Here is a 26,916-nt window from a genome sequence, read left to right as displayed (position 1 = left end):
TCAGTCCCCGAACGGTGAGGGGACGTTGCGGTTGACCGAGCTGATCAGCGCGTTGAGGTCGATGCGGACCAGGTCGACGTCCGCGATGCGCAGGGTGACGTCGCCGGTGATGACGACCCCGCCGGCCAGCAGCCGGTCGAGCAGGTCCACCAGGGCGATCTCACGGCGCTCCACGACGGTCATGATTCCTCCCCCTCTTTCCCCTCCGGCCCCTCTGCCCCCTCCGTGTCTCCGGCGAAGGAATAGGCGGCCCAGGGGCCGGTGAGTTCCACGCGAATTCCGGGGGCGTCGTCTTTCGTACGGTCCACCGTTTCGACGAATTCCTCGGATGCGTCGCGGGCCACCAGATAGGCGGCATTGAGAACGTTCCGTCCGGCGGCACCGGAAAGGCGGGGATTCTGCGGTGCGTGCAGCCGGGCGTCGTCGGCCCGGTCGGACAGCCTCGCGTGCAGCCCGGTGGCGAATTCCTCCGCCCTGCTCCACAGGTCCTCGTTCGCCCGGCTCTGCCGGCGCCGCTGCCGCAGGTAGTCCCGGCCCGAGGCGGGCCTGGGCGCGGGCTGGGCCGGCCGCTCGGCCTTCGCCCGATCCGCCGGCTCCGCCTCGACGTACACCTTCACGCCCCACTCCACCCGGCCGTCCAGCCGGTCGAGCGTGCGCCGGAAGGCGGCCTCGCGCTCCTCCAGCATCACCCGTACGCCGCTGTCGTCCCGGAAGACGGTGGCCAGCCGGAGCGGCAGCGGGGTGGTGACGACGGTGAGCGCGTCGACCACCTGCTGGTGGGCGCGGGCGGTGGCGGTCAGCCAGTCCAGGTCCTCCAGGTGCGCGCGCAGCGCCTCCTCGCTGAAGTCGGCCTCGGGCACATGGCTGACGACGGCGACCAGGCCGCCGTGCGGCAGCAGCCGGGGCGGGTCGCCCGCCACCCCTGTGAGCTGGGCCTGGAGGGCGGCGTCGAAGGGGCGGCAGACGGCGTAGACGTAGCGCAGACCGGTCACGGGGCCTCCCTCGGTACGCGGCCCGGGTCCAGCTCACGCAGGCGTTCGCGGAGCGCCGCGTTCTCCCGGGTGAGTTCGTCCTGCCGGGCTCGCGAGGACAGTGCGGGGTCGCTCTCCCACCAGTCGATGCCCATTTCCTTGGCCTTGTCGACGGAGGCGACGACGAGCCGCAGCTTGATGGTCAGCAGCTCGATGTCGAGCAGGTTGATCTTGATGTCGCCCGCGATCACGACTCCCTTGTCGAGCACCCGCTCCAGGATGTCGGCGAGGTTGGCGCTCTGTCCCTGGCCGTAGGGATCGGGCAGCCGGCTGGGGGTGGTCATCGACGGCTCCCGCCCTCGGCGTCCTCGTACTCGTCACGGGACGCGTACTCGTCCTCCCCCGCCTCCTTGTCCCCCTCGGGCTCCTCGTACTCGCCCTCCGCTTCCTCCTCGTACTCCTCTTCGGGCTCGCCCTCCGGTTCCTCCTCGTACTCGCCCTCGGGCTCTTCTTCGTACTCGCCTTCCGGCTCTTCCTCGTACTCGCCCTCGGGCTGCTGCTCCTGCTCCTGCTCCTGCTCCCCGTCCTGCTCCTCCTGCCGCTCCTCTTCCTCCTCCGCGACCGCGTCCTCGTGGCTGCGGACGACCTCGCCGTCGCGGATCTCGCCGCGCCAGCCGTCGTCCGCCTCGCCCTTGAAGGTGATGTGGCGGACGTAGTTCTTGAGGTCGAGCCGGGCCCGGCGGCCCTGGGCGCGCCAGATGTTGCCGGTCTTCTCGAACAGGCCCTTCGGGTAGTACTCGATGACGAGCACCACGCGGGTCAGGCTGGGGGCGAGCTCGTGGAAGCTGACCACACCCTTGGTGGAGCCCTTGGCGCCCTCCGACGTCCAGGAGATCCGGTCGTCGGGCACCTGCTCGGTGGTCTTGGCCTTCCAGCTGCGGTTGGACCAGAAGACCTTCAGCTGCCAGTCCGAGGAGGTGTCGTCGGCGCGGTTCGCGCTCTTGACGCCCTTGGCGAAGGTGCTGAAGTCCTGGTACTGGGTCCACTGGTCGTAGGCGGTGCGCAGCGGCACGCCGACGTCGACGTACTCGATGATGACCGTCGGCTTCTGCCCGCCGCCGCCCTTCTTGCGGCCCTTGCCGCCGGTGAGGTTCTTGAAGGCGCCGACCACGTTGTCCTTCACCTTGCCCGCGCCGACCTCGAAGGCGGCCCGCATCGGGCCCTTGCCCTCGGCGAGCTTGCGTCCGCCGTCGAGGGCGAGCTTGGCGAATCCCGGGCTGTTGCCCTCGGCGATGTCGTTGAGCTTGCCGGTGGTCTCGCCCAGCTTGGTGCCGACACCGGTCAGCAGCCGGGTGGCCTGGGCGGCGAGGTAGTCCTGCACCTCGGCCTTGAGCCGGTCGGCCGCCTCGCTCTGCGCCACGTCGGCCAGCGGGTTCTTCTTGGCGGCCTTGCCGGCCGAGGAGGCCGCGGACCCCAGGGTGTCGCTCATCGCTCACCACCGTCCTTCGACTGCCGGGCACCGGCACCGCGGGCGGTGCTCCTGGCCCCGGCCGTCTTCTTTCCGGCCGCCTTCTTGGCGGGCTGGGCACGCTTCGCCGCCGCCTTCTTCGCGGGGGCCTTCGCGGCGGCCTTCTTCGCGGGCGCCTTCCTGGCCGTCTTCCGCGCCTCGGACGGTGCCTTCTTCGCGGGCCGCTCGCCGCGCCGGGGCGCGCGCCGCTCCGCCGACTCCTCGGCCTCCCCGCGGTCCTCGGACTCCTCGGCCTCCCCGCGGTCCTCGGCTTCCTCGCGCTCCTCGGCCTCCCCGCGGTCCTCGGGCTCCTCGTACTCCGAGTCCTCCGAGCCCTCGGAGTCGCGGGTGTCGTCGCCGACGCCGGGTGCCCGGGACGCCACACCGGAGAGCTGGTCGCGGACCTCGGCGGTGCGCCCGTGCAGCCGGTCGGCGAGCGCGTCGATCTGCCGCTCGACCATGGCGCCCGAGGCCGCCTTGCCCACGCCCCTGAGGTCGGTACGCAGCTGGTCACCGATCTCCTTGAACTGCGGGTTGTTCTGCAGTTGCCCGGAGACCAGCTCGGCGATGCCCTTCGGGGTCAGGTTCATCTTCTTGCCGGCCACCATGGTGCCCACGGCGACCGCCAGTTTCAGCTTCTTGGTACGTCCCAACAGGTATCCGGCCCCTATCGCGAGGCCCAGTCCCACTCGATTCATGGCGCCGTCCCGTTGCCCAATCCCGCGCTCGTGCGCGTAGCGATCTCCAGCCGGTCCAGAAGCTCGTCCTCCTGTCGGTCGAACTCCTCCTCGGTGATCTCACCGGCCTCCAACTGCTCTTCCAGACGGGCAAGTTCGGCTCTCACCGTGGCGGGGTCGTAGTAGATCCGCTCGGCCTCGTCCAGCACCTGTCTGATGGCCCAGGCGCCGCCGCGCACCGGTGCGAACGGCAGCAGCAGGACCTCCGAGATCAGTCCCATGCCGTCACCCCGCTCCGGCGTCCGCACCGCCGGCCGCCGTGCCCGCGGGCTCGGCCGGGCCGGGCTCGACGAAGCTGTACGGCGGCAGCGGGCCGTTCACGCGGACCTCCAGGTGCGGCATCCGGCCGCGGGCCCGCTCGACGGCGGCCAGGAACTCGTCGGCCGCCTCCCGCTTCACCAGGAACGAGACGTTCGCCAGCCAGCCGGTGGACTCGGGGCCCACGCTCACGGCGTCGGCGGCGGCCTCCAGGGCACGCTCCAGCGCGGTGGCGTTCTCGGCCTCCTTGTCCTTGACCGCGGCCGCGACCATCTCGCCGAGCTGGATCTTCGTCTCGTAGGTCCCGCCGCCCGCCTGCCGGTTGGACTCGGCGAGGGCGCGGATCTCGGGGTTCGAGGCCATCACGTGGTGCAGCACGGCCTCTTCGACGTGGTTGGCCTTGATGTTGTACTCGACCCGGCCGTCCAGTGCCTTCAGGCGTTCCGCGTAGTGTTCGGCGCGCTCGGCGAGCACCCCGGTGACGGCCTCGTCGTCGGGGGCGACGCTGCCGAAGCGCATGGGCAGCACACAGCCGTCCGCGCCGATCTCGCTCAGCACGTTCTGGTGGGCGAGCAGTTCCCTGCGCTTGGGGCGCAGTCCCTCGGGGGCGTCACTGACGACCGCCGCCAGCTCGCCCTCCTTGAGGATCCGCACCTCGCGCGGCGGGTCACCGACTCCGCCCGTGCCCTCGGGGAGCGAGGGATGCGTGGCGGCGGTGATGCCGTAGACGTACGTACTCACTCCTGCTCCTCCTTCCGGCGCGAGGGCGCGGCCTTGCGGGCGCGCGGACGCGATGACGTCTCGCGCTCGGAGCCGCCCTCGTCACGGGCCTGCTTGAACGCGTCGGAGATGGTCTCGGCGGCGCCGGACAGCGCCCCCTTGGACTTGCCGCGGGCGCCGGACTCGGTCATCTCGCCGACCAGGTCGGGCAGCCCCGGATCCTTGCGGGGTCCGGCCTCCAGGTCGAGGCGGTTGCACGCCTCGGCGAAGCGCAGATAGGTGTCCACGCTGGCGACCACGACACGGACGTCGATCTTCAGGATCTCGATGCCGACCAGGGAGACGCGCACGAATGCGTCGATGACGAGCCCCCTGTCCAGAACAAGCTCAAGCACGTCGTAGAGGCCGCTGCTGCCGCCTCCGCCGCCGGTCTGTTGTGCCGGTACGACAGTCATGCCTGCTGTTCCTCCATCTTGTCGGTGGTGTGGGTGGTGTTCGCGGGTCCCGGTGGGCGCGGGTCCGGTTGGGCGCCCCGCACCGGCCTAGCGGCTGCCGCGGGAGTCGGCCCGACCGCGCTCGTAGCGCCGTACGCGCCGGTAGCCCGTGAGCTGCCCCTCGGGGTCCAGTTCCACCTGGTAGCTCGCCATCAGGCTCATGGTGTCGGGCACCCGCTCCAGCTCCAGGACCTCGACCTCCAGGGCCCATCCCTCGTCCGTCTGCTCGAAGGACGACACGGACTCGGCGGTCATACCCGTGAGCTCGGCGAGCTGGGCGCGCGCCTCGCGCAGAACCTCCATCGGTTTGGGACGGCGCGACTCTTGTGAGGATTGTGATTTCTGAGACGTATGTGGCTTTCGTGAACTTTGTTGCGAGTCTTGCGAGTCGGATGTGTTTTTCGTGTTCGACATGGCCACCTCCCCCTCCGTGTGGCCGCATGTGTGTTCGCCAAACCTCGCCGGGTTGCGCAGTTGGCTCAGCCGTGCAAGGCGTCCAGGCGTCGCCGGGCGGGGCCCAGGGCCCGGGCGCGGTCCGTGAGCCCGGCCCAGGGACGGGTGCGGGCCTGCTCCACGGCGTCGGCGACGGTCCAGCGGCGGGCGTGCAGCCCGGGGTCGTCCAGTTGGTCCCAGGAGATGGGCGTGGCGACGGGGGCGCCGGGGAGGGCGCGGACGGTGAAGGGGGCGACGGCGGTCTGCGCGTAGGCGTTGCGCTGGATGTCGAGGTAGAGCCGGTCGCCGCGGTCCTTCTTGCGGGCCGCGGTGGTGAGCCGGTCGGGGTGGGCCGCGGCCAGGGCCTCGGCGACGGCCCGCGCGAACTCCCGTACGCCGTCGAAGTCCTGGCGGCCGTCCAGGGGGACGATGATGTGCAGCCCGCGGGACCCGGTGGTCATCGGTGCCGAGGGCAGCTTCAGCTCGTCGAGCAGCTCGCCCAGCTGCCGGGCCGCCGTCCGCACCGCCTCGAAGTCGTCTCCGGCCGGGTCCAGGTCGAAGACCAGGCGGTCCGGCCGGTCCAGCCGCCCGGTCCGGGACAGCCAGCGGTGCAGGGTGAGCGCGGCCTGGTCGGCGAGGTACACGAGGGTGGCGGCGTCCTCGCAGACGGTGTGGCAGACGGTGCCGCCCTCCTTGCCGACCTCCACGCGGTCGATCCACTCCGGGTAGTGCTCCGGGGTGTTCTTCTGCATGAACCGCGGTCCGTCGATCCCGTCCGGGTGCCGTTCCAGCATCAGCGGGCGGCCGCGCAGGTGCGGCAGCATGAAGGGGGCGACGGCGCGGTGGTAGTCGACGAGATCGCCCTTGGTGTACTCCTCGGCGCCACCGTCACCGGCCGGGAACAGCACCTTGCCCGGCCGGTGGACCTCCACCGTGTGCCGTCCGGCCCGCACGGTCCGGGCGCCGTCGCCCCCGCTGCCGCTCCCGCTCCCGCTCCTGCTTCCGCTTCGGCTTCGGCTTCGGCTTCGGCTCACGGAACGATCGCCTGCTCCACGAGCATCCGTGCGGTCGCCTCGATCGACTCGGCGTCGATCCCCGCCGCGTGCAGTTCCTCCGCAGGGGACGCGGAGCCCGGCATCGTCGTGACCGCGAGCCGCACCAGCCGGGGCACGGGCCGTCCGTCCGTGAACGCGTCCAGCACGGCGTCGCCGATCCCGCCCTCCCGGCGGTGGTCCTCCACGGTCACCAGGCAGCCGGTCTCCTCGGCGGCCGCGCGCAGGGTGGCCCGGTCGACGGGCTTGACCGAATACAGGTCGATCACCCGGACCGGGATGCCGTCCGCCGCGAGGGCGTCGGCCGCGGCCAGGGCCTCGTGCAGGGTGACGCCGGCCGCGACGACGGTGAGCCGGTCGGCGTCGGAGGAGCGCAGCACCTTGCTGCCGCCGACGGGGAACTCCTCGTCGGGGCCGTAGATCACCTTGCTCTCGCCGCGCGAGGTGCGCAGGTAGCGGATGCCCTCCAGGCCGGCCATCTCGGCGACCAGGCGCGCGGCCTGGTTGGCGTCGCACGGGTACAGCACGGTCGAGCCGTGGATGGCCCGCATCATCGCGAGGTCCTCCAGGCCCATCTGGCTGGGCCCGTCCTGGCCGATGGCGACGCCCGCGTGGGAGCCGACGAGGTTGATGCCGGAGCCGCTGATCGAGGCCATGCGCACGAAGTCGTAGGCGCGGGTCAGGAAGGCGGCGAACGTGGTGGCGAACGGCACCCAGCCGCGGGCCGCCATCCCCACCGCGGCGGCGACCATCTGCTGCTCGGCGATGTAGCACTCGAAGTAGCGCTCGGGGTGTTCCTTGGCGAAGAACTCGGCCCGGGTGGAGTCGCCGACCTCGCCGTCGAGGGCGACGACGTCGCCGCGCGCGGTGCCGACCGCGGCGAGGGCCTCCCCGAAGGCGTTGCGGGTGGCGATCTCGTCGCCCTGGTCGTAGCGGGGCAGCTCGGTCTGTCCGGTGCCCGTCGAGTGCAGTGCCCGGGCGGCCTCGGGGGCGTGCACCCGCACCCCGATGTCACGGGGACCGCCGAGTTCGGCGACGGCCTCCTCGGCCTCCGGCAGCGGCTTGCCGTGCTGTCCCTCGCGGTCCTCGACCGCCCGCACGCCCTTGCCCTTGAGGGTGCGGGCGATGATCGCGGTGGGCTGGCCCTTGGTGGACAGGGCCTCGCCGTAGGCGCGGTCGATGGCGTCGACGTCATGGCCGTCGATCTCGATGGTGTGCCACTCGAAGGCCCGGAAACGGCGCGCGTACGCGTCGAGGTCGTGGCCGTGCCGGGTGGGTCCGCGCTGGCCGAGCCGGTTGACGTCGACGATCACGGTGAGGTTGTCGAGGTGCTCGTGCCCGGCGTGCTCGGCGGCCTCCCACACCGACCCCTCGGCCATCTCGCTGTCGCCGCACAGCACCCACACCCGGTAGTCGGTGCGGTCGAGCCGCTTGCCCGACAGCGCGATGCCGACGCCCACGGGCAGCCCCTGCCCGAGCGAGCCGGTGGCCGTCTCGACCCACGGCAGCCGCTGCGGAGTGGGGTGCCCCTCAAGGCGGCTGCCCAGCTTGCGGAAGGTGAGCAGTTCCTCGTCGTCGATGGCGCCGGCCGCCTTGTAGGCGGAGTAGAGCAGCGGCGAGGCGTGCCCCTTGGAGAGCACGAAGCTGTCGTTGCCGGGGTGGGCGGGGCGCTCGAAGTCGTAGCGGAGGTGGTTGGCCAGGAGTACGGCCATCAGGTCCGCGGCGGACATCGACGAGGTCGGGTGCCCGGAGCCCGCGGCGGCGGACGCCCGTACGCTGTCGACGCGCAACTGCTGTCCGAGGTCGACGAGTTCACCGGTGTTCATGAGTCTCCTTCCGCGGCGCGGCCGTCGGTGCGCTTGACGGGGCCGGGGGCGATGTCGGGTCCGGGGTGCGGCTGGTTCGCCGGGGGTTCGGGGCCGGGGTCGGTGGGCGGGTCCGCGGACCGGCTCGGTCCGGACGGGGCGGTGGGCCGCTTCCCTGCGGAGCCCGTTCCGGGGGCGCGGGATGCCTTGCCCGGGGCTCCCCGGGCGGTGCGCGGTCCGGCGGCCTCGACGGCGCGGCGCGGCTTGCCGGACGCACGGGGCGAGCCGGACTGGCTCCGCTTCGCCCGCGCACCGCGCGGCGGGTTCCCGGCGGCCTCGGTACCGGGCCTGTGCTCGGCCGGTTCACCGCCCGGCTGATTCCTGGCGGGCTCGCCACCCGGTTGCCCTTTCGCGGGCTCACCGCCCGGCTGGTTCCTCGCGGGCTCACCGCCCGGTTGCCCTTTCGCGGGCTCACCGCCCGACTGGTTCCTCGCGGGCTCACCGCCCGGCTGCCGCTTGGCGGGCTCGCCCTCCGGGTGTTTCTTCGCGGGCTCGCCACCCGGTTGCCCTTTCGCGGGCTCACCGCCCGGCTGGTTCCTCGCCTCGTCGCCGTCGGCATGGTTCCCGGCGGGGCCGGTGTCCCTGCCGGTCCGGTCGGGGCCGCCCGGTACCCGCGCGATCTCGGGCGAGGCCGACTCCAGCGGCACGGACCAGGACCGTACGAGACCGAGCTGTACGGCCTGACGGGGCAGCACCGCGTCGAGCAGCCAGTCAGCGGCGACCCGCACGCGATTGCCCGGCATCGCCGCGAGGTGGTAGCCGCGGGTGACCGCGCCCGCCGCCGGGCCGGACATCGGCAGGCCGAGCGGGTTGGCGGCGGCCTTGACCCCACCGAGGTCCACGACGAACCCCAGGTCACGGTGGCGGTAGGCCCGCCGCTGCCCGATGCCGAGCGACGCGGCGACGTTCTGGGCGCAGACCTTGCCGTGCCGCCAGGCGTGCTGTGCGGTCATCGGCGTGTACTGGCCCGGCTGGTTCAGGTCGGGCACCGCGGCCACGTCGCCGCAGGCGAACAGCTCGGGCCGTCCCGGCACCTGGAGGTGGGGGTCGACGAGCAGCCGGCCGCGTTCCATGGGCAGCCCCAGGGACTCCACCAGCGGGTCGGGCCTCACGCCCACGCACCACACCAGCGTGCGGGTGTCGACGCTCGTGCCGTCGGTCAGCAGGACCCCGTCGTGCGTGGCCTCCTGCACGGAGGTCCCCATCCGTACGTCGACGCCCCGCTGCCGCAGCACCCGCTCGGCGGTGCGGGAGAGCCGTTCGTCCATCTCGGGCATCACCCGGGGCGCCACGTCGAGCAGCATCCAGCGGGGCCGCATGCCGGTGCGCATCGGGTGCCTGCGGACCTGCGCGTCGGTGTACATCGCGCCGTGCGCGGCGACCTCGGTACCGGTGTATCCCGCGCCAACCACAACGAAAGTGCACCGCGCGGCACACTCCGCCCGGTCGTCGGCCGCCGCGGCCAGCTCCACCTGCCGGGTCACGTGGTCGCGCAGGTAGAGCGCCTCCGGCAGCCCGCGGAAGCCGTGGGCGTGCTCGGCGACACCGGGGACGGGCAGCAGTTTGTTGACGCTGCCCGCGGCGAGCACCAGCCGGTCGAAGGGCAGGGTGCCCTCCTCCCCCTCCGGGCCGGTGTAGTGCACCGTGTGCCCGTCGAGGTCGATGCCGTCGGCCTCCCCGAGCACCAGCCGTACGTGCGGCAGCGTGCCCGACAGGGACACACTGACCCGGCGCGGTTCCAGGATCCCGGCGGCGACCTGGGGCAGCAGGGGCAGGTAGAGGAAGTAGTCGGTCGGGTTCAGCAGGGTGATGTCGGCCTGGTGCCGGGTGAGCCGGGACAGGGTGCGGGCCGTCCGGTACCCGGCGAAGCCGGCACCGACGATCACGATGCGGGGTCGGCTCACGGTTCGCCTCCGGGCTGTCGCGTACCTCGTGAGCCTTCCGCGTCCCCTGGGCCGGGGCGCCCAAACGTCCGCACGGAGGCAGCCGCACGTCCGCGCCGGAAGCCGCCGCGCCGCCGGTTTCCGGCCCCGCGTCCGGGTACCCGGCCCCGGAACCACCCGCTCCCTGTCCGGAGGCAACCCCCCATGCCCGAATACGGCTATTTCCTCTCGTGCGAGCAGTACGGTCCCGCGGAGCTGATCGAGCAGGCGCGGATGGCCGAGCAGGCCGGCTTCCAGGCGCTGTGGATCTCGGACCACTACCACCCCTGGAACGGCGAACAGGGCCAGAGCCCCTTCGTGTGGTCGGTGATCGGCGCGCTGTCCGAGGCGGTGTCCCTGCCCATCGAGACGGCGGTGACCTGCCCGACGGTGCGCATCCACCCCGCGGTGGTGGCGCAGGCCGCGGCGACCAGCGCGGTGATGACGGACGGCCGTTTCCGGCTGGGCGTCGGCACCGGCGAGGCGCTGAACGAGCACATCTTCGGCGACGCCTGGCCGGCCGCGCACGTACGCCTGGAGATGCTGGAGGAGGCCATCCTGATCATCCGGCGGCTGCTCGGCGGCGAGGAGGTCAACCACCACGGCACCCACTACACCGTGGAGAACGCCCGCCTGTACACGGTGCCCGACGAGCCGGTCCCGATCGACATCTCGGGCTTCGGCCCGGCGGCGACGAAGCTGGCGGCCCGGGTCGGCGACGGCTACATCACGATGATGCCGGACGCCTCGATGGTGGAGCAGTACCGCAAGGGCGGGGGCGGCGGGAAGCTGGTCAGCGGCGGCACCAAGGTCTGCTACGACACCGACAAGGACGCGGCCGTACGCACCGTGCACCGGCTGTGGGCCAATGAGCAGCTGCCCGGCGAGCTGAGCCAGGTGCTGCCCTCGCCGAAACACTTCGAGCAGGCGCAGACCCTGGTCACCGAGGACATGGTCCGCGACAACCGGGTGTGCGGCGACGACGTGGACGAGCACGTGGCGGAGCTGAAGCAGTTCGCCGACGCCGGTTTCGACCGGGTCTACGTCAACCAGATCGGCCCGGACCTGCGCGGCTTCTTCGACCTCTACCGCACCAAGGTGCTGCCGCAGCTCCAGCAGAGCGCGTGACGCACGGCGCGCACAGGGGTACGCCCGCACGGATGCCGTCCGTGCGGGCGTACCCCTGTCTGTGCGCGGCCGGTCAGCCGCGCCCGTGCTTGTTCTCGGGGTCGACGTCGCCCTGGCGCGGTGCGGCGGGCCTGGTGCCGCCCGGTGCGGGTGTGCCCGCGCCCGGGGCGCCGGTCGCGTCGCCCGCACCGCCGGGCGCCACGGGTGGCATCGGCGGGTAGGGCACGCCGAGTCCGCCCGGAGGCGCCGCGGGCGCGCCGCCAGCCGGGACGTGGTCGTGCCCGGTGCCGGATGCCCCACCCGGCCGCGACGGGTGCGGCCGGGCCGCGCCCCGCAGCAGATAGGCCGCGACGCCCAGGAGGGCGGCCGTGATCAGCGCGGCGGCCCAGCCCGGGAGCGCGAGGGCGAGCGCCAGTCCCACGGCGAGCGCGACGGCGGCGCCCGCGTACAGGGCGGCGGTGCCGGACGCGGCGTACAGCGCGGCCTTGCGGCGCTGCCTGCGGGTCTGTTCACGCAGTTCGTCGCGCACGGTCTCGCGTGCCACCTGCGCCAGTTCGTCAACCAGTTGCCTGTCCAGGTGTTCCAAGTGATCCATGCGGTCCATGTGTTGCGGGTACCCGCCGGCCCGGCTTCCATGGCCGGACGGGAAGTGGACGGCCGGTCGTTCCAACTAGGCTCGTCCGTATGGACATTCTGGGAGCCACACTGCGCATCTACGTCGACGACCTGGACAAGGCGATTCCCTTCTACGAGGGCCTGGCCGGCGGCGAGGCCCTCCGTTTCGAACGCGGCGGCGTCCAGGTCGCCGCCATCGGCTGCTTCCTGCTGATGAGCGGGCCGGAGTCCCAGCTCGAGGTGTTGCGCAAGGTGGCCGCGACCATCGCCGTGTCGGACGTCGAGGAGACCCACCGCCTCCTCGGTTCACTGGGCGCGGACATCATCGCGGGCCCGGTCGCGACGCCCGGGGGCCGCAATCTGATCGCCCGGCATCCGGACGGCGCGATCTACGAGTACGTGGACCGGCAGCAGTAGGGCACCGCCAAGTCATCCGAGGGGCCGGGCGGGGCTCAGTCCGCGTCCGGCCACATCCGGAAGTCGTAGCGGGCCGGGAGCGGTGCGTCGTCCAGCCTCGCCCACAGCAGACCGATGGTGTCGGCGCCCTCCCTCAGGTCGGCGACCTCGAAGCCCTCCTCGAACACGGCCCGCGCGTCCTCGTACCGCCCCTCCGCGGCCAGCAACTCGCCCTCGGTCAGCCGGAACCGGCCGCGGGCCCGCGTCGCGGGGTCCAGTCGGTCCCACACGGTCCGGGCGTCCGCGGTGCGCCCGACCGCGAGCAGCGCCCCGATCGCCTCCCGGCCCAGCGCCGCGGTGACAGCCACCCACCTCCCGTCCCCCTTCTCCGCCGCGTCGGTCCGGCGTGCGCACAGGTCGTCGAAGGCCTCCGCGTACCGCTCGGCGGCGCGCTCGCGGTGGCCGTCCTGCTGGTCGGCGACGGCGAGGCAGCGCAGCAACGGCCAGCGGTCCACGGCCGACCCGAGTCCCCGCTCCCAACTGCGCACCGCCTGCGCCCGGTCGTCGCCGTGCCACTGGGCGACCCCGAGGTGGTACTCGGCCGACGGGGTGGCGGCCGTGGTCTCCAGCATGTCCCGCCAGGGCGGGGCGACCAACGTCCCGCCGGGCGGCTCGTGGTGTTCCGGTTCGGGCAGTGAACCGGTGCGCAGCAGGTGCAGCCAGGGCCGCTGTTCCTCGCCGAGGGTGTCCTCGTCGAAGGGGGTGCCGGGCAGCTTCCAGCCGGCCCGCAGCACTTCCAGCGCGCCCCAGCCCGACCCGGTGGCGAGGCGCTCGCCGGGTTCGGTGTCGGCGTGCGCCCGCCAGGCGTCGTACGCGGAGTCGACGTCGGCCCGGGGCAGGGCGGCCTCCAGCCGGTCCTCGGCCCGGTGGAGCACGGTGTGCCAGTCGCCCTCCGGCGAGGCGTCGAGCGGCCCGTAGGCCTCCAGCCAGGACACCTCGCTCTCCGCTTCCAGCCTGACGTGTTCGAGCTGGGTGCGGACGAGTCCCGCCTGGATCTCGCAGTAGCCGCCGGTGCCGGGCTCGGTGAGCCATTCCTGCCAGCGGCGTCCGCCGGGGCCGGTGCCCCACACGAACAGCTTGCGGCCGCGCAGCAGGTCGGTGGAGGTCTGCACCAGACCCTGGCCCTGCTGGTCCAGCGCGGCGATCCAGCGGCGCCGGCCGTCCGGCACCTCGTAGAAGTAGTCGGCGGCGTAGGTGCTGTTCAGCGGGTACGTCCGGTCGACGCCGTCGTACTCCGGGACGGGCACCCTGCGCAGCCGTCGTTCATAACCGAAGTGCCAGGCCTCGTCGGCGGGGGCGAGGACGCGGCGGTCCTCGGGGACGGCGATGTTGGACCACCAGTAGGTGGGCACCGGGCGCTCGTGCGGGTTGCGGATGCGGGCGCCGACGTAGAGGAAGTCCGAGCCGTCCGGCAGCCACAGGTCGACCTGGAAGGGCAGGTCGCGCAGCCGTTCCCACTCCCACAGCCGCAGCATCTGGCCGCCGTCGGGGGCGGGGACGCGGGCGGCGTGCACCGGCGAGCAGGACAGGGTGGTGTGGCCGGTGGCGCCGATGTTCCACTCGATGCCGCCGGAGAACCAGGCGCCGTTGAGGGCGAAGTTGGCGGGCTGGAGCACGGGGTTGACGTAGAGGAGCTCGCGGTCGGTGGGCTTGTGGTGGAGGGAGGCGACGCGTCCGCCAAGGCCCGGCAGGACGGTGGCCCGCAGCCGGTCGTTCTCCATGACGAGCGCGTCCAGCGCGCGCGGTGCGCGCTCCCGGTCGTAGCCGTCCCGGACCTGGACGGGCAGCAGGCTGCGCAGCGGCTCGTAGTCGACCTGGCGGGCCATGTCGGGCGGCAGGCCCGCCCGGTCGCGGTCGTCGATGCGGTGGGCCTCGTCCAGGGGGCGCAGCGGCGGCAGGGGGTTGTCCGGCCCCAGCGGCGCGGCGGGCAGGGTCAGTACCTCGCGTCGGATCGTCGTCACGGTTCCCCATGGAAGCCGCTCCCCGGCTCGGTGAACAGGGGCTCCGTCGGCGGGGCCGGGGCGACGTGAGTCACGTTTAATCCGCTGGGGCGCGGTACGGGCGCGGGCATAGGGTCGGGCCGTCGGCGCGGGGAGAAGACGAAGGAGAGCGGCACGTGAGTGAGCAGCACACCTACCGGGTGATCGTCCGGGGCACCTGGGAGGGGCTGTCCGAACAGGCGCGGGCCCGGTTGCTCGCCGAGGCGGACGAGCACGGGATGGCGAGCATGCGGTTCACCGAGGAGGGCTCGCTGTCGTACGAGCCCGCTCCGCTGAAGCACTTCTCGATGCGCTACGTGGTGGTGTCGGACGCGGCGGACGGCGAGGAGATGGCGGGCGCGATCGCGCAGGACCGGGCCGAGGGCGCACTGCGCGGGCTCGGCTACGGGTTCCGCGACCTCAGGTGCACGGTGACGGACCTGGACACGGTGAAGGTCAACCGGAAGTCACGGTCTCGGCGGTGATCGCCCAGCGCTGGTGGTCGCGCCAGGCGCCGTCGATGTAGAGCATCCTCGGCGAGAAGCCCTCCAGGTGGAAGCCGCAGGCGCGGGCCAGGGCGATCGAGGCGGCGTTGCCCGGCTGGACGTTGATCTCCAGCCGGTGCAGGCCCATCGGTCCGAACGCGTGGCGCACCACGAGGTCGAGCCCTTCGCGCATCAGTCCGCGGCCCGCCGCGTGCGCGAAGGCGCCGTAGCCGAGCGCGCCGCTGCGGAAGCCGCCCTCGACGATGTTGTTGATGTTCACGAACCCCGCGATGGAGCCGCCCTCCGACGCCGGGCCCCGCGCCCCGTCCGCTCCCTCCGGGCTCTTCTCGCACACCAGGAACCCGGCCTTGGTGCGGTCCTCGATCAGCCGGCCCGCGTAGGCCGCGTACGCCTGGGCGCTGTCCGGCGGGAACAGCCAGGGGTGGTGCAGGTCCTTGCTCTGACGGGCCCGGGCGGTGAACTCGGCGCCGTCCGCGTAGGTGAAGTGCCGGATGCCCACGCGCGGGCCCTCGGCGAGGTGGCGGGACGGGGGGTGCGGCATGGGGCCAGCCTACGACGGCCGGCTCAGCGCGGGCGCCTCCAGGGTCAAGGTGCCCGCGTCAGCGTCGAGTTCCGCCGGTATGCCGAACGGGATGGTGAGCGCCCCCTCGCAGTGCCCGAACCCGAAGTCCTCGACGACCGGCACGCCGAGCCCGCCGAGCCGGTCGGCCAGCAGGGGGCGCAGCCGTTCGTAGGGCTCGCACTCCACCCATGAGCCGAGCAGCACGCCGCCGACCCCGTCGAGCCAGCCGGCGCGGAGCAGCTGCGTGAGGTAGCGGTCGACGCGGTGCGTCTCCTCCCCCACGTCCTCCAGGCACAGCAGCCCCCCGCGCGCGGAGGGCCGGGCGTGCGGGGTGCCCAGGTCGGCGGCGAGCAGGGCGAGACAGCCGCCCAGGGTGACGCCCCGGGCCCGGCCGGGCACCAGCGGTGTGCCGCCGGATGCGATCACACGGACCGTCTCCGGGTCGAACAGGGTGGCCCGCAGGTGCTCCTGGGCCCGGGTGTTCTTGATGAAGTCGATCCCGGCCGCCATCGGCCCGTGCAGGGTGACCAGGCCGAGGCGGGTGGCGAACGCCTCGTGCAGTGCGGTGATGTCGCTGAAGCCGACGAACACCTTGGGACCGGCCGCGCGCATCGCCTCCCAGTCGAGCAGGTCGGCCATGCGCTGGACGCCGTACCCGCCGCGGGCGCACAGCACCGCGTCCACGGCCGGGTCGCACCAGGCGGCCTGGAGGTCGGCCGCCCGGTCGGCGTCGGTGCCCGCGAGGTAGTCGAAGGTGCCGTGCCGGTCCAGGACGTGCGGCGCCACGACCGGGTCGAGGTCCCAGCCTCGCAGCACGTCCAGGCCCGCCTGGAGCCGCTCCTCGGGCACCGGCCCGCTGGGCGCGACGACGGCCACCCGGGCGCCGGGGGTGAGCCGGGCCGGGCGGACCAGCTCCCGCACCCGGCTCACCGGGTCAGCTCCAGGACCGGGACGCCGGGCGGGGTCAGCCCGAAGACCTGGGCGTAGAGGGAGAGCTCGGCCTCCAGGGCACGCACCATGGTCTCCGCGCGGCGGAATCCGTGTCCCTCGCCCTCGAAGGCCAGGTAGGCGTGCGGTACGCCGCGGCCCGCCATGCGGTCGAGGAACCGCTCGCACTGCACGGGCGGGCAGATCACGTCGTCCAGTCCCTGGAGCAGCAGGAACGGGGCGGTGACGCGCTCGGCGTGCTCCGCGGGCGACCGCTCGGCGTAGCGGTCCGGGACCTCGGCGTACGGGCCGATGAGGGTCTCCAGGTACTGCGACTCGAAGTCGTGGGTCTCCCCGGTCCCCCAGCCGGTCAGGTCGAGGATCGGGTAGATGATCGTGCCGCAGGCGTAGACGTCGGTGGTGGCCAGGGAGGCCGCGGACGTCCAGCCGCCCGCGCTGCCGCCGCGCACGGCGAGCCGCTCCGGGTCGGCGGTGCCCTCCTCGGCGAGGGCGAGGGCGACGGCCGCGCAGTCCTCGACGTCGACGACGCCCCACTGTTCGCGCAGCCGGTTGCGGTACTCCCGGCCGTGCCCGCTGGAACCGCCGTAGTTGACCTCGGCGACGCCGATGCCGCGGGAGGTGAAGTAGGCGATCTCCAGGTCGAGGACGAGCGGGGAACGGCTGGTGGGGCCGCCGTGCGCCCAGATGACGTACGGCGGCAGCTCGCCGTCCGGGGCACGGCAGCCGGGGTGGTGCGGCGGGTAGAGGTGGGCGTGGATCTCGCGTCCGCCCGGGCCCGTGAAGGTGCGGATCAGCGGCCGCGGGTAGTACGCCGGGTCCGTGGCGTCCTCGTGCGGATTGCCGATCACCCGGGCGCGGCCGGTGCGGGCGTCCAGCTCGACGACCTCGTAGCCGCTGTGCGGGCTCGCGCCGATGCCGACGACCCTCTCCCCGTGTGCGGCGAGGGCGGGCGCGAACTCGGTCCAGGGGCCCGCCGCGTCGACGACCTCGCCGGTCTCGGGGTCGAGTATGCCGAGGACGGCGGCGCCCCGGCCGTGCAGGACCGCGATCAGGCCGCTGTCCAGGGGCGCGAACCAGCGCTGTCCGAGCTTCCACAGCGGCCCGCCGAACTCCTCCTCGCGGGCGCACAGCGGCTGCCCGTCGCGGTAGAGGTTCCACCAGCCGGTGCGGTCGGAGGCGTACAGGAGGGTGCCGTCCGGGGCCCAGTCCGCCTGGGCGATCGACTCCTCGGGGCCTCCGGCGACGGTCCGGGTGTCCTGGAGGGTGCCCTCGGGGCCGACGTCGGCGACGATCAGCTCGGTGCCGTCCCAGGGCATGCGCGGGTGGTCCCAGGCGAGCCAGGCCGCGCGGCGCCCGTCGGGCGAGAGCCGGGGCCCGGTGACGAAGCGGTGCCGCTCCGGGGCGAGTTCGCGGACCGCGCCGCGGTCGTCGGCCGCGGAGCCGTCCAGCGGCACCGCCACCGGCACACGGCGCAGGTCGGTGGGCCCCTCGCCGGTGAACTCCTCCAGGACGCACCACACCTCGCCGCGCTCGGGACGCGGGTCCGGCTCGATCCAGCGCAGCCCGCCGCCCACCCCGGACAGCGGTGTCAGCGGGCGCGGCTCGCCGCCGCCGGGGGTGAAGGCGTACAGCCGCTGGTCGGCGAAGTTCACGAAGACCACCAGCGGGCCGGCGTCGGTCGTGGCCGCGCCCCACGGACGGCCGCCGTACTCGATGACGCGGCTGCGCGCGTTCCACGGCGCCGGCAGCACCGGCTCCTCGGTGCCGTCGGCGTGCCGCCGCACCAGGGTGCGCCGCCCGCCCTCGGTGGGCCGGGGCGCGGTCCACCACACCTCGTCACCGACGAAGCCGACGTCGTCGGGCCGTCCGTCGTGCGCGGCGGCGAGGGCCGCGTCGACGGGCGAGGGCCACGATCCGTACGACAGAGTCCGCACTGACTCCCCCACTTCTCCTCCAGCTGACTTGCTCGTCCGGGCGGTGCCCGGGTCTTTACGCCGTGCGCAGGAAGCGGTCCAGGACACGGACGCCGAAGTGCAGCGCCTCGACCGGGACCCGTTCGTCCACGCCGTGGAAGAGGGCCTGGTAGTCGAAGCCCTCGGGCAGCTTCAGCGGCGCGAAGCCGTATCCGGTGATGCCGAGCCGCGAGAACTGCTTGGCGTCGGTGCCCCCGGACATGCAGTACGGCACGACGTGCCCCTCGGGTGCGAACTCCTCCACCGCCGCGCGCATCCGGGCGTACGTCGGCGAGTCCACCGGCGCCTGGAGCGCCACCTCCCGGTGGGCGAACTCCCAGTCCACGTCCGGCCCGGTGAGCCGGTCGAGGGTGCTGCGGAACTCGTCCTCGGCGCCGTGCAGGAACCGCCCGTCGACGTGGGCGACGGCCTCTCCCGGGATGACGTTGACCTTGTACCCGGCGTTCAGCATGGTCGGGTTGCTGCTGTTGCGGACGGTGGCCTCGACCAGCTTGCCGGCCTCGCCGAGCTTGTCGAGCAGGACGTCGACGTCGCTCAGGTCGGTCTCGATGCCGTAGACGGCGGCGATCTCGGTCAGGGCCGCGCGCACGGTCGGGGTCAGGCGCAGCGGCCACTCGTGGTTGCCGATGCGGGTGATCGCGGCGGCGAGGTGGGTGACCGCGTTCTCCCGGTTCACCTTGGAGCCGTGTCCGGCCCGTCCGCGCGCGGTGAGCTTGAGCCAGCCCGTGCCGCGCTCACCGGCGGCGATGGGGTAGAACTGCCGCCCGGCCCCGTCATGGAAGGTGAACGCCCCGGACTCGCTGACGCCCTCGGTGCAGCCCTCGAACAGGGCGGCGTGCCGGTCGGCGAGGAAGCCGGAGCCGTCCTCGGCGCTGGCCTCCTCGTCCGCGGTGAACGCGATCACCACGTCCCGCCGGGGTCTCACGCCCCGCCGGGCCCAGTCGCGGGCGACCGCGAGGATCATCGCGTCCATGTTCTTCATGTCGACGGCGCCGCGTCCCCAGACGACGCCGTCGCGGATCTCCCCGGAGAACGGGTGCACGCTCCAGTCGGCGGCCTCGGCGGGCACGACGTCCAGGTGACCGTGGACCAGCAGCGCGTCGGCCGACGGGTCGGTGCCCTCGATGCGGGCCACGACGTTGGTACGGCCCGCGGTCCGCTCCAGGAGCGTGGGCTCGATCCCGGCCTCGGCGAGCCGCGCGGCCGCGTACTCGGCGGCGGGCCGCTCCCGGCAGTCGCCGCCGCCGCGGTTGGTGGTGTCGATCCGGATCAGCTCGGAGGTGAACCGGACGACCTCGTCCAGCGCCTGCGCGCCCGTGTCGGTGTCCGTGTGCTCAGCCATACTGCTCCTCCACCGCCGCCGAGACGATCGTCGTGACCGCCTTGAACGTCCGGATCGCCTCGAACATCGTGTCGTGGGTGTACGCCACCTTCCGCTCCCCGACCTGTGCCACCCCGGGCACCACGGTCGCCGCCGCCGCCAGGTGCTCGGCGTCGAACTCCAGGGCGAGGGTGAAAGGACCGCCGCTCACGGGCTCGTGCCGCACCGCGAGCGCGGTGGCCTCCTTGGCGGCGGCCCGGATGTCGCCGGCGGTCCTGGCCGGCGTACGGCACACGGCCGCGTACCGCGACACATGGTCCTTGACCGCGACCTTGCGCGCCTCGGGCGCGTACCCGAGCGCGTCCTCGCAGGCCACGTCGTCCCCGGTGACCAGCACCACGGGCACGCCGTACTCCGCGACCACGTGCGCGTTGAGCAGACCCTCACTGGCCCGTACGTCGTTGAGCCAGACGCCGGTGAGCTGGTTGGCGAGGTAGGTGTGCGCGAGGACGCCCTCCATACCGGCACCCGCGTGGTATCCGATGAACGCGATGCCGTCCACGTCCCCGTGCTGGACGCCCTCCACCATGGACAGCGCCTTGTGCCGCCCGGTGAGCATCTCCGTGCGCTCGTCGAGCCGCTCCAGGAGGAGGTTGCGCATGCTCCAGTGCGCCTCGTTGACCAGCACCTCGTCGGCTCCGCCGTCGAAGAAGCCGAGCACCGCCGCGTTCACGTCCGAGGTGAACATCGACCGGCACCGCTCCCACTGCGGCGTCCCCGGCAGCACGTCGGCCGGCCAGGTGACACCGGTGGCGCCTTCCATGTCGGCACTGATGAGGATCTTCATGGCCCGAACCGTACGCGCTGCCCGGCCACCTCTGCCAGGGCTGTGGATAACCACCGGTGGTCTGGACCACTAAAGGACCCCCGTACGGCCTACCATCAGCGCTTTCCCGGGACGGTCAGCCCCAGGGACCGTGCGGCACCAAGGCGTCGAGGACGGCCGCCGGCCGCGGCGGCTCGACCGGGTCCGCCAGGGGGCCCAGGTCCCGCCAGGCCGTCCACGCGTACGTGTCCAGGGCGGCCCGCTCGTCGGGGAGCAGGCCGGTCCGCACCAGCGGCGGCCGCTCCTCGGCGAACTCGGCGACGGCCCGGTCTCCTCGGCCCGTTCCCGTCGTGCCGCCGCCAGAGGCGGCCCGCCCGGCTCGATGCCGCCACCGGGTGGCTCCCAGAGGTGGGTCCCGTCGACCGGGTCCCGCCAGCGCAGGAGCGGCAGGCGACGGGCGGCGTCCAGACGGATGAACCGGGACGCGGGCCGGTGCGTCGATGCCACAGCCCCGGTGCTAGGCAGGGCCCGCCACCACCCACGTCGACGGCAGCTCGATACGGGTGCCGTCCGCCGTGTACTCCGTGGTGACGAGGGGAAGTTCGCCGCTCGCCAGGACGGTGAGGCCTGCCGCGCGGAGGTACTCGGGCACCGCCTCGTCGGGGACGGCGCCGGGGGTCAGGCCGTGGCGCAGGACGGGGGCGAGTTTGGCGGGCGGCCCGTCGGGGCCCTGGGCCAGGCCCATCAGGACGGTCTTGGCCGCCTGGGAGGGCTCGACCAGGAAGGCGCGGCCCCGGTTGCCGAGGAGCGCGGCGAGGGCGTCGGCCAGGGGCTGCCGGTCGTCGGGTTCGCACTGGTGCAGGACGCCCCGGACGTAGACGTTGGCGTCGCCCAGTTCCGCGTGCAGCGTCTCCGCCTCGGCCTTGTCGGCGGCGTCCAGCTGCCGGTACGCGGCGAGTCCGGCCGGGTCGGCGCGGCGGGCGTGGGCCAGGGCGGCGGAGGACAGGTCGGCGCCGACCACGTGCGGGAAGCGTTCGGCGAAGTAGCGGGTCTGCGTGCCGTTGCCGCAGCCCAGGTCGATCAGCGGCAGGGCGGCGTCGGCCAGGTGCGGCTCGAAGTGGGCCAGGTGGCGACCGGCGGTCAGCGTCGGCTCCGCGTCCCAGAACACCGCCCCCCGGTCCCCGGAGGCCTCGTTCCAGAAGCCCTCCCAGGCGTCCCGGTACCGACTCGTCACGCTCATGCCCGTCTCCCCAGGTGCGACGACGTACGACCCGCCGACGACGACGGGTCCGTACGGTGTATCGCGCCCGGCGCACACCCACAAGCGCCCGGCGCATTCCTTCACGGGTAGTTCGCGCCGGGCCGATTCGGACACCGGGCCGACCCGGCAAGCTTGCGGCAGGTCGGCCCGGTGAGGCGGCCCGCGGCCGCGACAGCGCCCAGTACGCGAACCGAGCGCGCACGGTGACCGCGCCCCGGCGCCCTCGCTAGCGGTACCGGGCGGGCAGCGTCAGTTCGAACCACACCGTCTTGCCCGCGGTGGTGCGGCTGGCGCCCCACGCGCGCGCGAGGGTGCTGACCACGCGCAGTCCGCGCCCGGTCTCGTCGTCGGGACCCGCGCCCTTCAGAGCCGGCAGGTCGTGGTCGTCGTCGTCCACCTCGCACAGCAGCGTGTCGGCCCGCACCAGGCGCAGCTCGACGGGGCGGGCGTGGGAGTGCCGTACGGCGTTGGTGACGAGCTCGCTGACCATCAGCTCCGCGGGGTCCGCCAGCTTCGGCAGCCCCCAGTCGTGGAGTTGCTCGCGGATGGCCGCGCGGGCGCGGCCCACCTCGGCCGGGTCGCGGGCGAGGCTCCATTCGGCGACGGCGTCGGACTCGATGCCGGTGAGCCGGGCCATCAGCAGGGCGACGTCGTCCTTGCGGCCGCCGCGGGTGCCCAGGGCGCGGATGATGGTGTCGCAGGCGTCGTCCATGGACGCGGCCGGATGGGCGGCGGACTCGCAGAGGGTGGCGAGACCGACGCCGATGTCCTCGCCGCGCACCTCCACCAGGCCGTCGGTGCACATCACCAGCCGGTCGCCGGGCGCCACCGGCACGCGCACCGACTCGAAGGGCACCCCGCCGACGCCGATCGGCGCTCCCGTGGGCAGATCGATCAGCTCGCTGGCGCCGTCCGCGGCACGGACCAGGACGGGCGGGATGTGCCCGGCGTTGGCGAGGTGCAGTTCACCGGCGACCGGGTCGTACACGGCGTACAGGCAGGTCGCGAGGTGGGTGTCACCGAGCCGCTGGGCGAGGTCGTCGAGGTTGCGCAGGAGCCGCGCGGGCGGCAGGTCGAGGCCGGCCATGGTCTGGACGGCGGTGCGCAACTGGCCCATCATCGCAGCCGATCCCAGGCCGTGGCCCATGACGTCGCCGACGACGAGGGCGGTGCGGGCGCCCGGCAGCTTGACCGAGTCGAACCAGTCGCCGCCGACCCGGCCGAGCAGCGTGCCCGGCAGATAGCGGGTGGCGATGTCGCAGCCGGCCATGCGCGCGGGGATGCGCGGGAGCATGCTGTCCTGGAGCGTCTCGGCGACGTTCTCCTGGTGGGTGTACATGCGCGCGTTGTCGAGGACGAGCCCCGCGCGGGCGGCGAGTTCGGCGCCGGTGACGCGGTCCATGTCGTTGAAGACGGGGCGCTCCGGGTGCCGGAGCAGGATCATGAAGCCGAGGACGACGTTGCGTGCCTTCAGTGGCACCAGCAGCATCGAGCGGCCCGTGATGAGCGGGCGGATGTCCCGCTTCTCGAACTGGGAGGCGATGGCATGGCCCATCTCCTCGGTGATGCGGGGCACCAGCACCGGCTCACCGCTGGTCATGCACTGGAAGAAGGGGGTGTGCGCCGGGAAGGGCATGGCCTCGCCGACGGGTACGACGTCGTCCCAGCGGCCGGGTTCGTCGGTGTGCTCCAGGGCGACCCGGTGCCACATGGTGGTGGTGTCCGGCACGCCGTCGGGGAAGCCCTCGCCCGCGACGACCTGTTCGCGCAGATAGGTGCCGGCGACGTCGGTGAAGCGGGGGACGACCGCCCGGCTGACCTCGACGATGGTCTGTGCCAGGTCGAGCGAGGTGCCGATCGCGCCGCTGACCTCGTTGAGGAACTCCAGGCGTTCGCGGACCGCCGCGTACTCCAGGTCCTCGGCCTCGTCGCGCAGTTCCTCGGGCACCGGCTCACCGGCCGCCAGTGCCCGCGCGGCCCGCTCGCGACGCGCCCGGCGCTCGGCCCGCCGGGGCACGCCCCAGTCCGGGGTGACGGGCACCCGGTCGCTGTGGCTGAACTCCAGGATCGGATAGCCCAGTTCGAGGACCTGGGCGACGATGCGGGCGCTCTCGCCGACGCTCATGCTGGGCAGGATCTCGGGGAGGCGGCGGGCGAGTTCGTCGGCGCCGGGGAAGTCGGTGTGCAAGGCGAAGCCGGGCGCGATCCGCTCGACGACCTGCGCCCCGGTGTTCCCGTCGGCGTAGTCCCGCCGCAGCCCTTCCGCGTCGGCGGCCAGCACGAGCAGCCGCTCCGGCCCGGGTCCCACCAGGGGGTAGGCCCACCAGAGCACGTCGACGCGGGCGCCGGCCGGCACGGTCAGCCGGGCGCGGCCCGCCGCCGGGTAGGACAGCCGCCCGTCGAGGGGGGACTCCAGGCCCGTTCCGCGACCGTCGTGGTCCGGGTACGGGCCGTAGCCGGGGTCGTCCCCCGTCCCGTCCCCGGGGAGCACGCCCGATACGGGCAGCAGGTCGGGGGCGGGCCGGCCGATCGCCTCTTCCTTGGGCAGACCGAACAGCCGTCGTGCGCCTCGGCTCCAGTGGGAGACCAGCCCGTCGCGGTCCACCACGACGACGGCCAGCGGGACACGGCCCGTGACGGGGTCGGCCGGCACGGTGTCGGGCCCGGCGCGGTGGCCGGGAGGTGCGTCCCGCTCGGTGCCATGGTCCATGGCGTCAGGCCCTCTCTGCCCACGGCTCCGCAAGATCTGTGTCGCCGTCACCACCGTACGGTGGTGGCCGGTGACCATGTGCGGCAACGGGGGAATTGGTGGCGCGCGAACACACCGGCGCGCGCCCGCGCGCCGGTGAGCCGGTCTCAGTCCTCGTGCCCGAGCTGCAGGTCGCGCTCGGTGCGGCCGCCGCCGGCCACCTGGAGCACGGTCGCGACCGGCGGGTATCCGGCCGCGATCACGGTGTACTCGCCGGACGACAGGTCCACGAACCGGAACGTGCCGTCGGGACCGGTGGTCAGCGTGTCCACCACGTTGCCCGCCGCGTCGAGGAGCGTCACGCGCGCGTCCTCCACGACCCGTCCGCCACTGGCCCGCACGGTGCCGCGCAGCACGGCGCCGCCGGCCAGCTCGACGTCCTGCCGGGTCTCCCGGGCGGCCTGGACGCTGACCGGCAGCGCGGCCGGGCGGAAGGCGGGGGCACTGGCGGCGAGGGTGTACTCGCCCGCCACCAGCTCCGTGATGACGTAGCCGCCCTCGCGGCCGCTGCGGGTGCTGGCGACGACCTCGCCGTGGACGTTGGTGAGGGTGACGGTCGCGTCGCGTACGGGGCTGCCGTCGGCGGTCACGACGCTGCCGGCCAGGCGCCCGGCGCCGCCGAGGACCACGTCCAGTTCCACCGGGCGTTCGCCGACCGTCACCGAGACGGCCTGCGGCTGGTGGCCGCCGGCCGCGGCGATCAGGACGTAGGCCCCGGAGCCGGGCGTGGCCAGCGCGTACCGTCCGTCGTCGCCGCTGGCGCCCCGGCCGATCTGCTGTCCGCCGACGTCGATGAGGGTGAGGGCCGCGCGGGGCACGACGGTGCCGTCGGGGTGCTGCACCGTGCCGCAGACCGGGATGCCGCCGGCGTAGGGCGACCGGGCGGGCGGGACCTGGGCGGCCGGCTGTGCGTGCTGGGCCTGCTGCGCGGTCTCCGGGTCGGTGACGGGGGCGTTGTGGGACACCAGGGGTTTCTCCTTGAGGAAGAGGGCGATGAGGAGCCCGAGGACGAGCACCGGCACCAGGTAGAGGAAGATCCGCGGCATGGCGTCGGCGTACGCCCCGATGTAGGCGTCGCGCAGCGCCGGGGGCAGGGAGTGGACGAGCTGGGGCGTGATGGCCTCGGCGTCGGGGAGTCCGGCCCCCGCCTCGGCGGGGATCCGGTCGGCCAGGGCGTCGGTGAGCCGGCCCGCGAAGAGGGTGCCGAAGACGGCCGCTCCGACGCTGCCGCCGATCTGCCGGAAGTAGTTGTTGGCGCTGGTGGCGGTGCCCAGGTCGGTGGGGCGCACCGAGTTCTGGACGGCGAGGACCAGGACCGGCATCACCATGCCGATGCCGGCGCCGAGGACGGCCATCCAGATGCTGTAGTGCAGCCGGGGCGTGTCGGTGTCGAGGCGGGAGAGCAGCCACATGCCGGCGACGGACAGCGCGCTGCCGAGGATCGGGTGGGTCCGGTAGTGACCGGTGCGGCTGATGAGCTGGCCGGAGATGATCGAGGCACCGACGATGCCGCCCATCATCGGCAGCATCAGCAGGCCGGACTCGGTGGCGCTGGCGCCGTCGACCATCTGGAGGAAGGTCGGCAGGTAGCTGGCGGCGCCGAACAGGGCGACGCCGACGACGAGGCCGACCAGGGCGGTGACGTTGAAGATGGAGTCCCGGAACAGGCGCAGCGGGATCAGCGGTTCGGGCGCGAAGTGCTCGGCGACCAGGAAGAGCAGGGTGGCCGCGGCCGCTCCGGCGCCGAGGCCGACGATGACCTTCGAGCCCCACGCGTACTCGGTGCCGCCCCAGCTGGTGAGCAGCACCAGGCAGGTGGAGGCGGCGGCGAGCAGCAGGGCGCCGAGGATGTCCAGGCGGGGCTTGACCCGCGGCCTGGGCAGCTTGAGGACGACGGCGACGACGGCCATGGTGACCAGGCCGAAGGGCACGTTGATGTAGAAGCACCAGCGCCAGGAGAGGTGGTCGGTGAAGTAGCCGCCGAGCAGCGGGCCGGCGACCGAGGCGAGTCCGAAGGCGGCGCCGATCAGGCCCATGTACCGGCCGCGTTCGCGGGGCGGCACGATGTCCGCGATGATCGCCTGCACGCCGATCATCAGGCCGCCCGCGCCGACGCCCTGCACCGCGCGGAAGGCGATCAGCTGGTCCATGGTCTGCGCGCGTCCGGCGAGCGCGGAGCCGACGACGAAGACCAGGATGGCGAACTGGAAGACGCCCTTGCGGCCGAAGAGGTCGCCGAGCTTGCCGTAGATCGGCAGGCCGACGGTGGAGGTGAGCAAGTAGGCGGTGATCGCCCAGGACATCTTGTCCAGACCGTGCAGCTCACCGACGATCTTCGGCAGCGCCGTGGCGACGATCATCTGCTCCAGCGCGGCGAGCAGCAGCGCGAGCATCAGCCCGACGAAGACCAGCCGCACCCGGCGCGGGCTCAGCCCGGCGTCGCGCTCCCCGTCCGGCTCCGCAACGGGAGACCCAGGGGGTGGCTGGACCGCGACGACCGGTTCGTCCTGTGCGGGACCCCTTACCGGGTCCTGCACCAGAGTGATCCCGCCCACGTACCGCTCCCCTCGTCACACCTGCTCACATTTGCCGCCTGAGGCGACAACTGCGAACAAGTGCGACGAGTTACGGACG

At 73.4% G+C, this 26,916-nt stretch carries 26 protein-coding genes and 1 pseudogene; 3 read left to right on the top strand and 24 right to left on the bottom strand.

Annotation, left to right across the window (positions count from 1 at the left end; genetic code table 11):
- From ACZ6IM_RS25290 to ACZ6IM_RS25235, 12 genes are all read right to left on the bottom strand, one after another.
- A complete protein-coding gene (locus ACZ6IM_RS25290) occupies positions 1–183 on the bottom strand; it encodes a gas vesicle protein (RefSeq protein WP_003972471.1) in 183 nt (60 codons plus the stop codon).
- A complete protein-coding gene (locus ACZ6IM_RS25285) occupies positions 180–992 on the bottom strand; it encodes a GvpL/GvpF family gas vesicle protein (RefSeq protein ID WP_469559270.1) in 813 nt (270 codons plus the stop codon). The genes ACZ6IM_RS25290 and ACZ6IM_RS25285 overlap by 4 nt, the downstream gene beginning before the upstream one ends.
- Complete coding sequence (locus ACZ6IM_RS25280; RefSeq protein ID WP_007445598.1) at positions 989–1,315, bottom strand: gas vesicle protein; 327 nt, start codon at positions 1,313–1,315, stop codon at positions 989–991. Before ACZ6IM_RS25280 ends, ACZ6IM_RS25285 begins: the two co-directional genes overlap by 4 nt.
- Complete coding sequence (locus tag ACZ6IM_RS25275; protein WP_469559267.1) at positions 1,312–2,460, bottom strand: SRPBCC family protein; 1,149 nt, start codon at positions 2,458–2,460, stop codon at positions 1,312–1,314. The genes ACZ6IM_RS25280 and ACZ6IM_RS25275 overlap by 4 nt, the downstream gene beginning before the upstream one ends.
- Positions 2,457–3,176 carry a DNA primase gene (locus ACZ6IM_RS25270; protein ID WP_469559264.1) on the bottom strand — a complete coding sequence of 240 codons (720 nt, stop codon included), beginning with the start codon at positions 3,174–3,176 and terminating at the stop codon, positions 2,457–2,459. The genes ACZ6IM_RS25275 and ACZ6IM_RS25270 overlap by 4 nt, the downstream gene beginning before the upstream one ends.
- A complete protein-coding gene (locus tag ACZ6IM_RS25265; protein WP_052840535.1) occupies positions 3,173–3,436 on the bottom strand; it encodes a gas vesicle protein GvpG in 264 nt (87 codons plus the stop codon). Before ACZ6IM_RS25265 ends, ACZ6IM_RS25270 begins: the two co-directional genes overlap by 4 nt.
- A 4-nt stretch (positions 3,437–3,440) precedes the next feature.
- Complete coding sequence (locus ACZ6IM_RS25260) at positions 3,441–4,214, bottom strand: GvpL/GvpF family gas vesicle protein (protein ID WP_469559261.1); 774 nt, start codon at positions 4,212–4,214, stop codon at positions 3,441–3,443.
- Entirely contained in the window at positions 4,211–4,648 is a 438-nt protein-coding gene (locus tag ACZ6IM_RS25255; RefSeq protein ID WP_030178468.1) for a gas vesicle structural protein GvpA, read from the bottom strand. Before ACZ6IM_RS25255 ends, ACZ6IM_RS25260 begins: the two co-directional genes overlap by 4 nt.
- Before the next feature lie 87 nt (positions 4,649–4,735).
- On the bottom strand, positions 4,736–5,101 hold the full coding sequence (locus ACZ6IM_RS25250) for a gas vesicle protein GvpO (protein ID WP_469559258.1): 366 nt from the start codon (positions 5,099–5,101) through the stop codon (positions 4,736–4,738).
- A gap of 65 nt (positions 5,102–5,166) precedes the next feature.
- Complete coding sequence (gene ligD / locus ACZ6IM_RS25245) at positions 5,167–6,072, bottom strand: non-homologous end-joining DNA ligase (protein WP_469559255.1); 906 nt, start codon at positions 6,070–6,072, stop codon at positions 5,167–5,169.
- A 77-nt stretch (positions 6,073–6,149) separates the two neighbouring features.
- A complete protein-coding gene (locus ACZ6IM_RS25240; RefSeq protein WP_469559253.1) occupies positions 6,150–7,997 on the bottom strand; it encodes a transketolase in 1,848 nt (615 codons plus the stop codon).
- The gene (locus ACZ6IM_RS25235) at positions 7,994–9,940 is read right to left on the bottom strand and encodes an NAD(P)/FAD-dependent oxidoreductase (protein WP_469559250.1); all 1,947 of its coding nucleotides are present in this window, start codon (positions 9,938–9,940) and stop codon (positions 7,994–7,996) included. The genes ACZ6IM_RS25240 and ACZ6IM_RS25235 overlap by 4 nt, the downstream gene beginning before the upstream one ends.
- 183 nt (positions 9,941–10,123) lie before the next feature.
- Between ACZ6IM_RS25235 and ACZ6IM_RS25230 the strand changes: the two genes are divergently transcribed.
- Positions 10,124–11,086, top strand: a complete 963-nt coding sequence (locus ACZ6IM_RS25230; RefSeq protein ID WP_052840541.1) for an LLM class F420-dependent oxidoreductase — start codon at positions 10,124–10,126, stop codon at positions 11,084–11,086.
- A 73-nt stretch (positions 11,087–11,159) separates the two neighbouring features.
- Here ACZ6IM_RS25230 and ACZ6IM_RS25225 read toward each other — a convergent pair whose 3' ends face one another.
- Positions 11,160–11,690: a phage holin family protein gene (locus ACZ6IM_RS25225; protein WP_469559246.1), complete on the bottom strand. Its 531-nt coding sequence runs from the start codon at positions 11,688–11,690 to the stop codon at positions 11,160–11,162.
- An 80-nt stretch (positions 11,691–11,770) separates the two neighbouring features.
- On the opposite strand from ACZ6IM_RS25225, the gene ACZ6IM_RS25220 reads away from it, so the two are divergent.
- Positions 11,771–12,118, top strand: coding sequence for a VOC family protein (locus ACZ6IM_RS25220; RefSeq protein WP_052840543.1), 348 nt, complete (start codon positions 11,771–11,773; stop codon positions 12,116–12,118).
- A 35-nt stretch (positions 12,119–12,153) separates the two neighbouring features.
- Here ACZ6IM_RS25220 and ACZ6IM_RS25215 read toward each other — a convergent pair whose 3' ends face one another.
- Complete coding sequence (locus ACZ6IM_RS25215; protein ID WP_469559242.1) at positions 12,154–14,118, bottom strand: DUF5107 domain-containing protein; 1,965 nt, start codon at positions 14,116–14,118, stop codon at positions 12,154–12,156.
- A 155-nt stretch (positions 14,119–14,273) separates the two neighbouring features.
- On the opposite strand from ACZ6IM_RS25215, the gene ACZ6IM_RS25210 reads away from it, so the two are divergent.
- Positions 14,274–14,621 (top strand): DUF6204 family protein, encoded by a 348-nt coding sequence (locus ACZ6IM_RS25210; RefSeq protein WP_052840545.1) that lies wholly within the window; start codon positions 14,274–14,276, stop codon positions 14,619–14,621.
- Here ACZ6IM_RS25210 and ACZ6IM_RS25205 read toward each other — a convergent pair.
- The 10 genes and pseudogenes from ACZ6IM_RS25205 to ACZ6IM_RS25160 all read right to left on the bottom strand — a co-directional run bounded on the left by ACZ6IM_RS25205 (position 14,593) and on the right by ACZ6IM_RS25160 (position 26,837).
- Positions 14,593–15,183, bottom strand: a complete 591-nt coding sequence (locus tag ACZ6IM_RS25205) for a GNAT family N-acetyltransferase (protein WP_469559238.1) — start codon at positions 15,181–15,183, stop codon at positions 14,593–14,595. The genes ACZ6IM_RS25210 and ACZ6IM_RS25205 overlap by 29 nt on opposite strands.
- 9 nt (positions 15,184–15,192) lie before the next feature.
- Positions 15,193–16,125, bottom strand: a complete 933-nt coding sequence (locus tag ACZ6IM_RS25200) for a S66 peptidase family protein (RefSeq protein WP_469559493.1) — start codon at positions 16,123–16,125, stop codon at positions 15,193–15,195.
- Between the two features lie 5 nt (positions 16,126–16,130).
- Complete coding sequence (locus tag ACZ6IM_RS25195) at positions 16,131–18,086, bottom strand: S9 family peptidase (RefSeq protein ID WP_469559235.1); 1,956 nt, start codon at positions 18,084–18,086, stop codon at positions 16,131–16,133.
- 55 nt (positions 18,087–18,141) lie between these two features.
- Positions 18,142–19,467, bottom strand: coding sequence for a M20/M25/M40 family metallo-hydrolase (locus tag ACZ6IM_RS25190; RefSeq protein ID WP_469559232.1), 1,326 nt, complete (start codon positions 19,465–19,467; stop codon positions 18,142–18,144).
- The gene (locus tag ACZ6IM_RS25185) at positions 19,460–20,293 is read right to left on the bottom strand and encodes a M55 family metallopeptidase (RefSeq protein WP_469559230.1); all 834 of its coding nucleotides are present in this window, start codon (positions 20,291–20,293) and stop codon (positions 19,460–19,462) included. The genes ACZ6IM_RS25190 and ACZ6IM_RS25185 overlap by 8 nt, the downstream gene beginning before the upstream one ends.
- A 115-nt stretch (positions 20,294–20,408) precedes the next feature.
- Positions 20,409–20,561: a hypothetical protein gene (locus ACZ6IM_RS25180; protein ID WP_469559508.1), complete on the bottom strand. Its 153-nt coding sequence runs from the start codon at positions 20,559–20,561 to the stop codon at positions 20,409–20,411.
- Positions 20,562–20,653: 92 nt separating this feature from the next.
- Positions 20,654–20,779 (bottom strand): annotated as a pseudogene (locus ACZ6IM_RS25175) (NUDIX hydrolase); the annotation flags it as partial.
- Between the two features lie 10 nt (positions 20,780–20,789).
- Positions 20,790–21,512, bottom strand: coding sequence for a class I SAM-dependent methyltransferase (locus ACZ6IM_RS25170; RefSeq protein WP_052840550.1), 723 nt, complete (start codon positions 21,510–21,512; stop codon positions 20,790–20,792).
- Positions 21,513–21,759: 247 nt separating this feature from the next.
- Positions 21,760–24,243 (bottom strand): ATP-binding SpoIIE family protein phosphatase, encoded by a 2,484-nt coding sequence (locus tag ACZ6IM_RS25165; RefSeq protein WP_469559226.1) that lies wholly within the window; start codon positions 24,241–24,243, stop codon positions 21,760–21,762.
- 146 nt (positions 24,244–24,389) lie between these two features.
- Positions 24,390–26,837, bottom strand: a complete 2,448-nt coding sequence (locus tag ACZ6IM_RS25160) for an MFS transporter (protein ID WP_052840552.1) — start codon at positions 26,835–26,837, stop codon at positions 24,390–24,392.
- Positions 26,838–26,916: the final 79 nt, after the last annotated feature.

Source organism: Streptomyces sp. NPDC042336, from assembly GCF_055581985.1.
The sequence above is the reverse complement of the archived record's forward strand: the minus strand, read 5'-3'. Positions and strand labels throughout refer to the sequence as shown.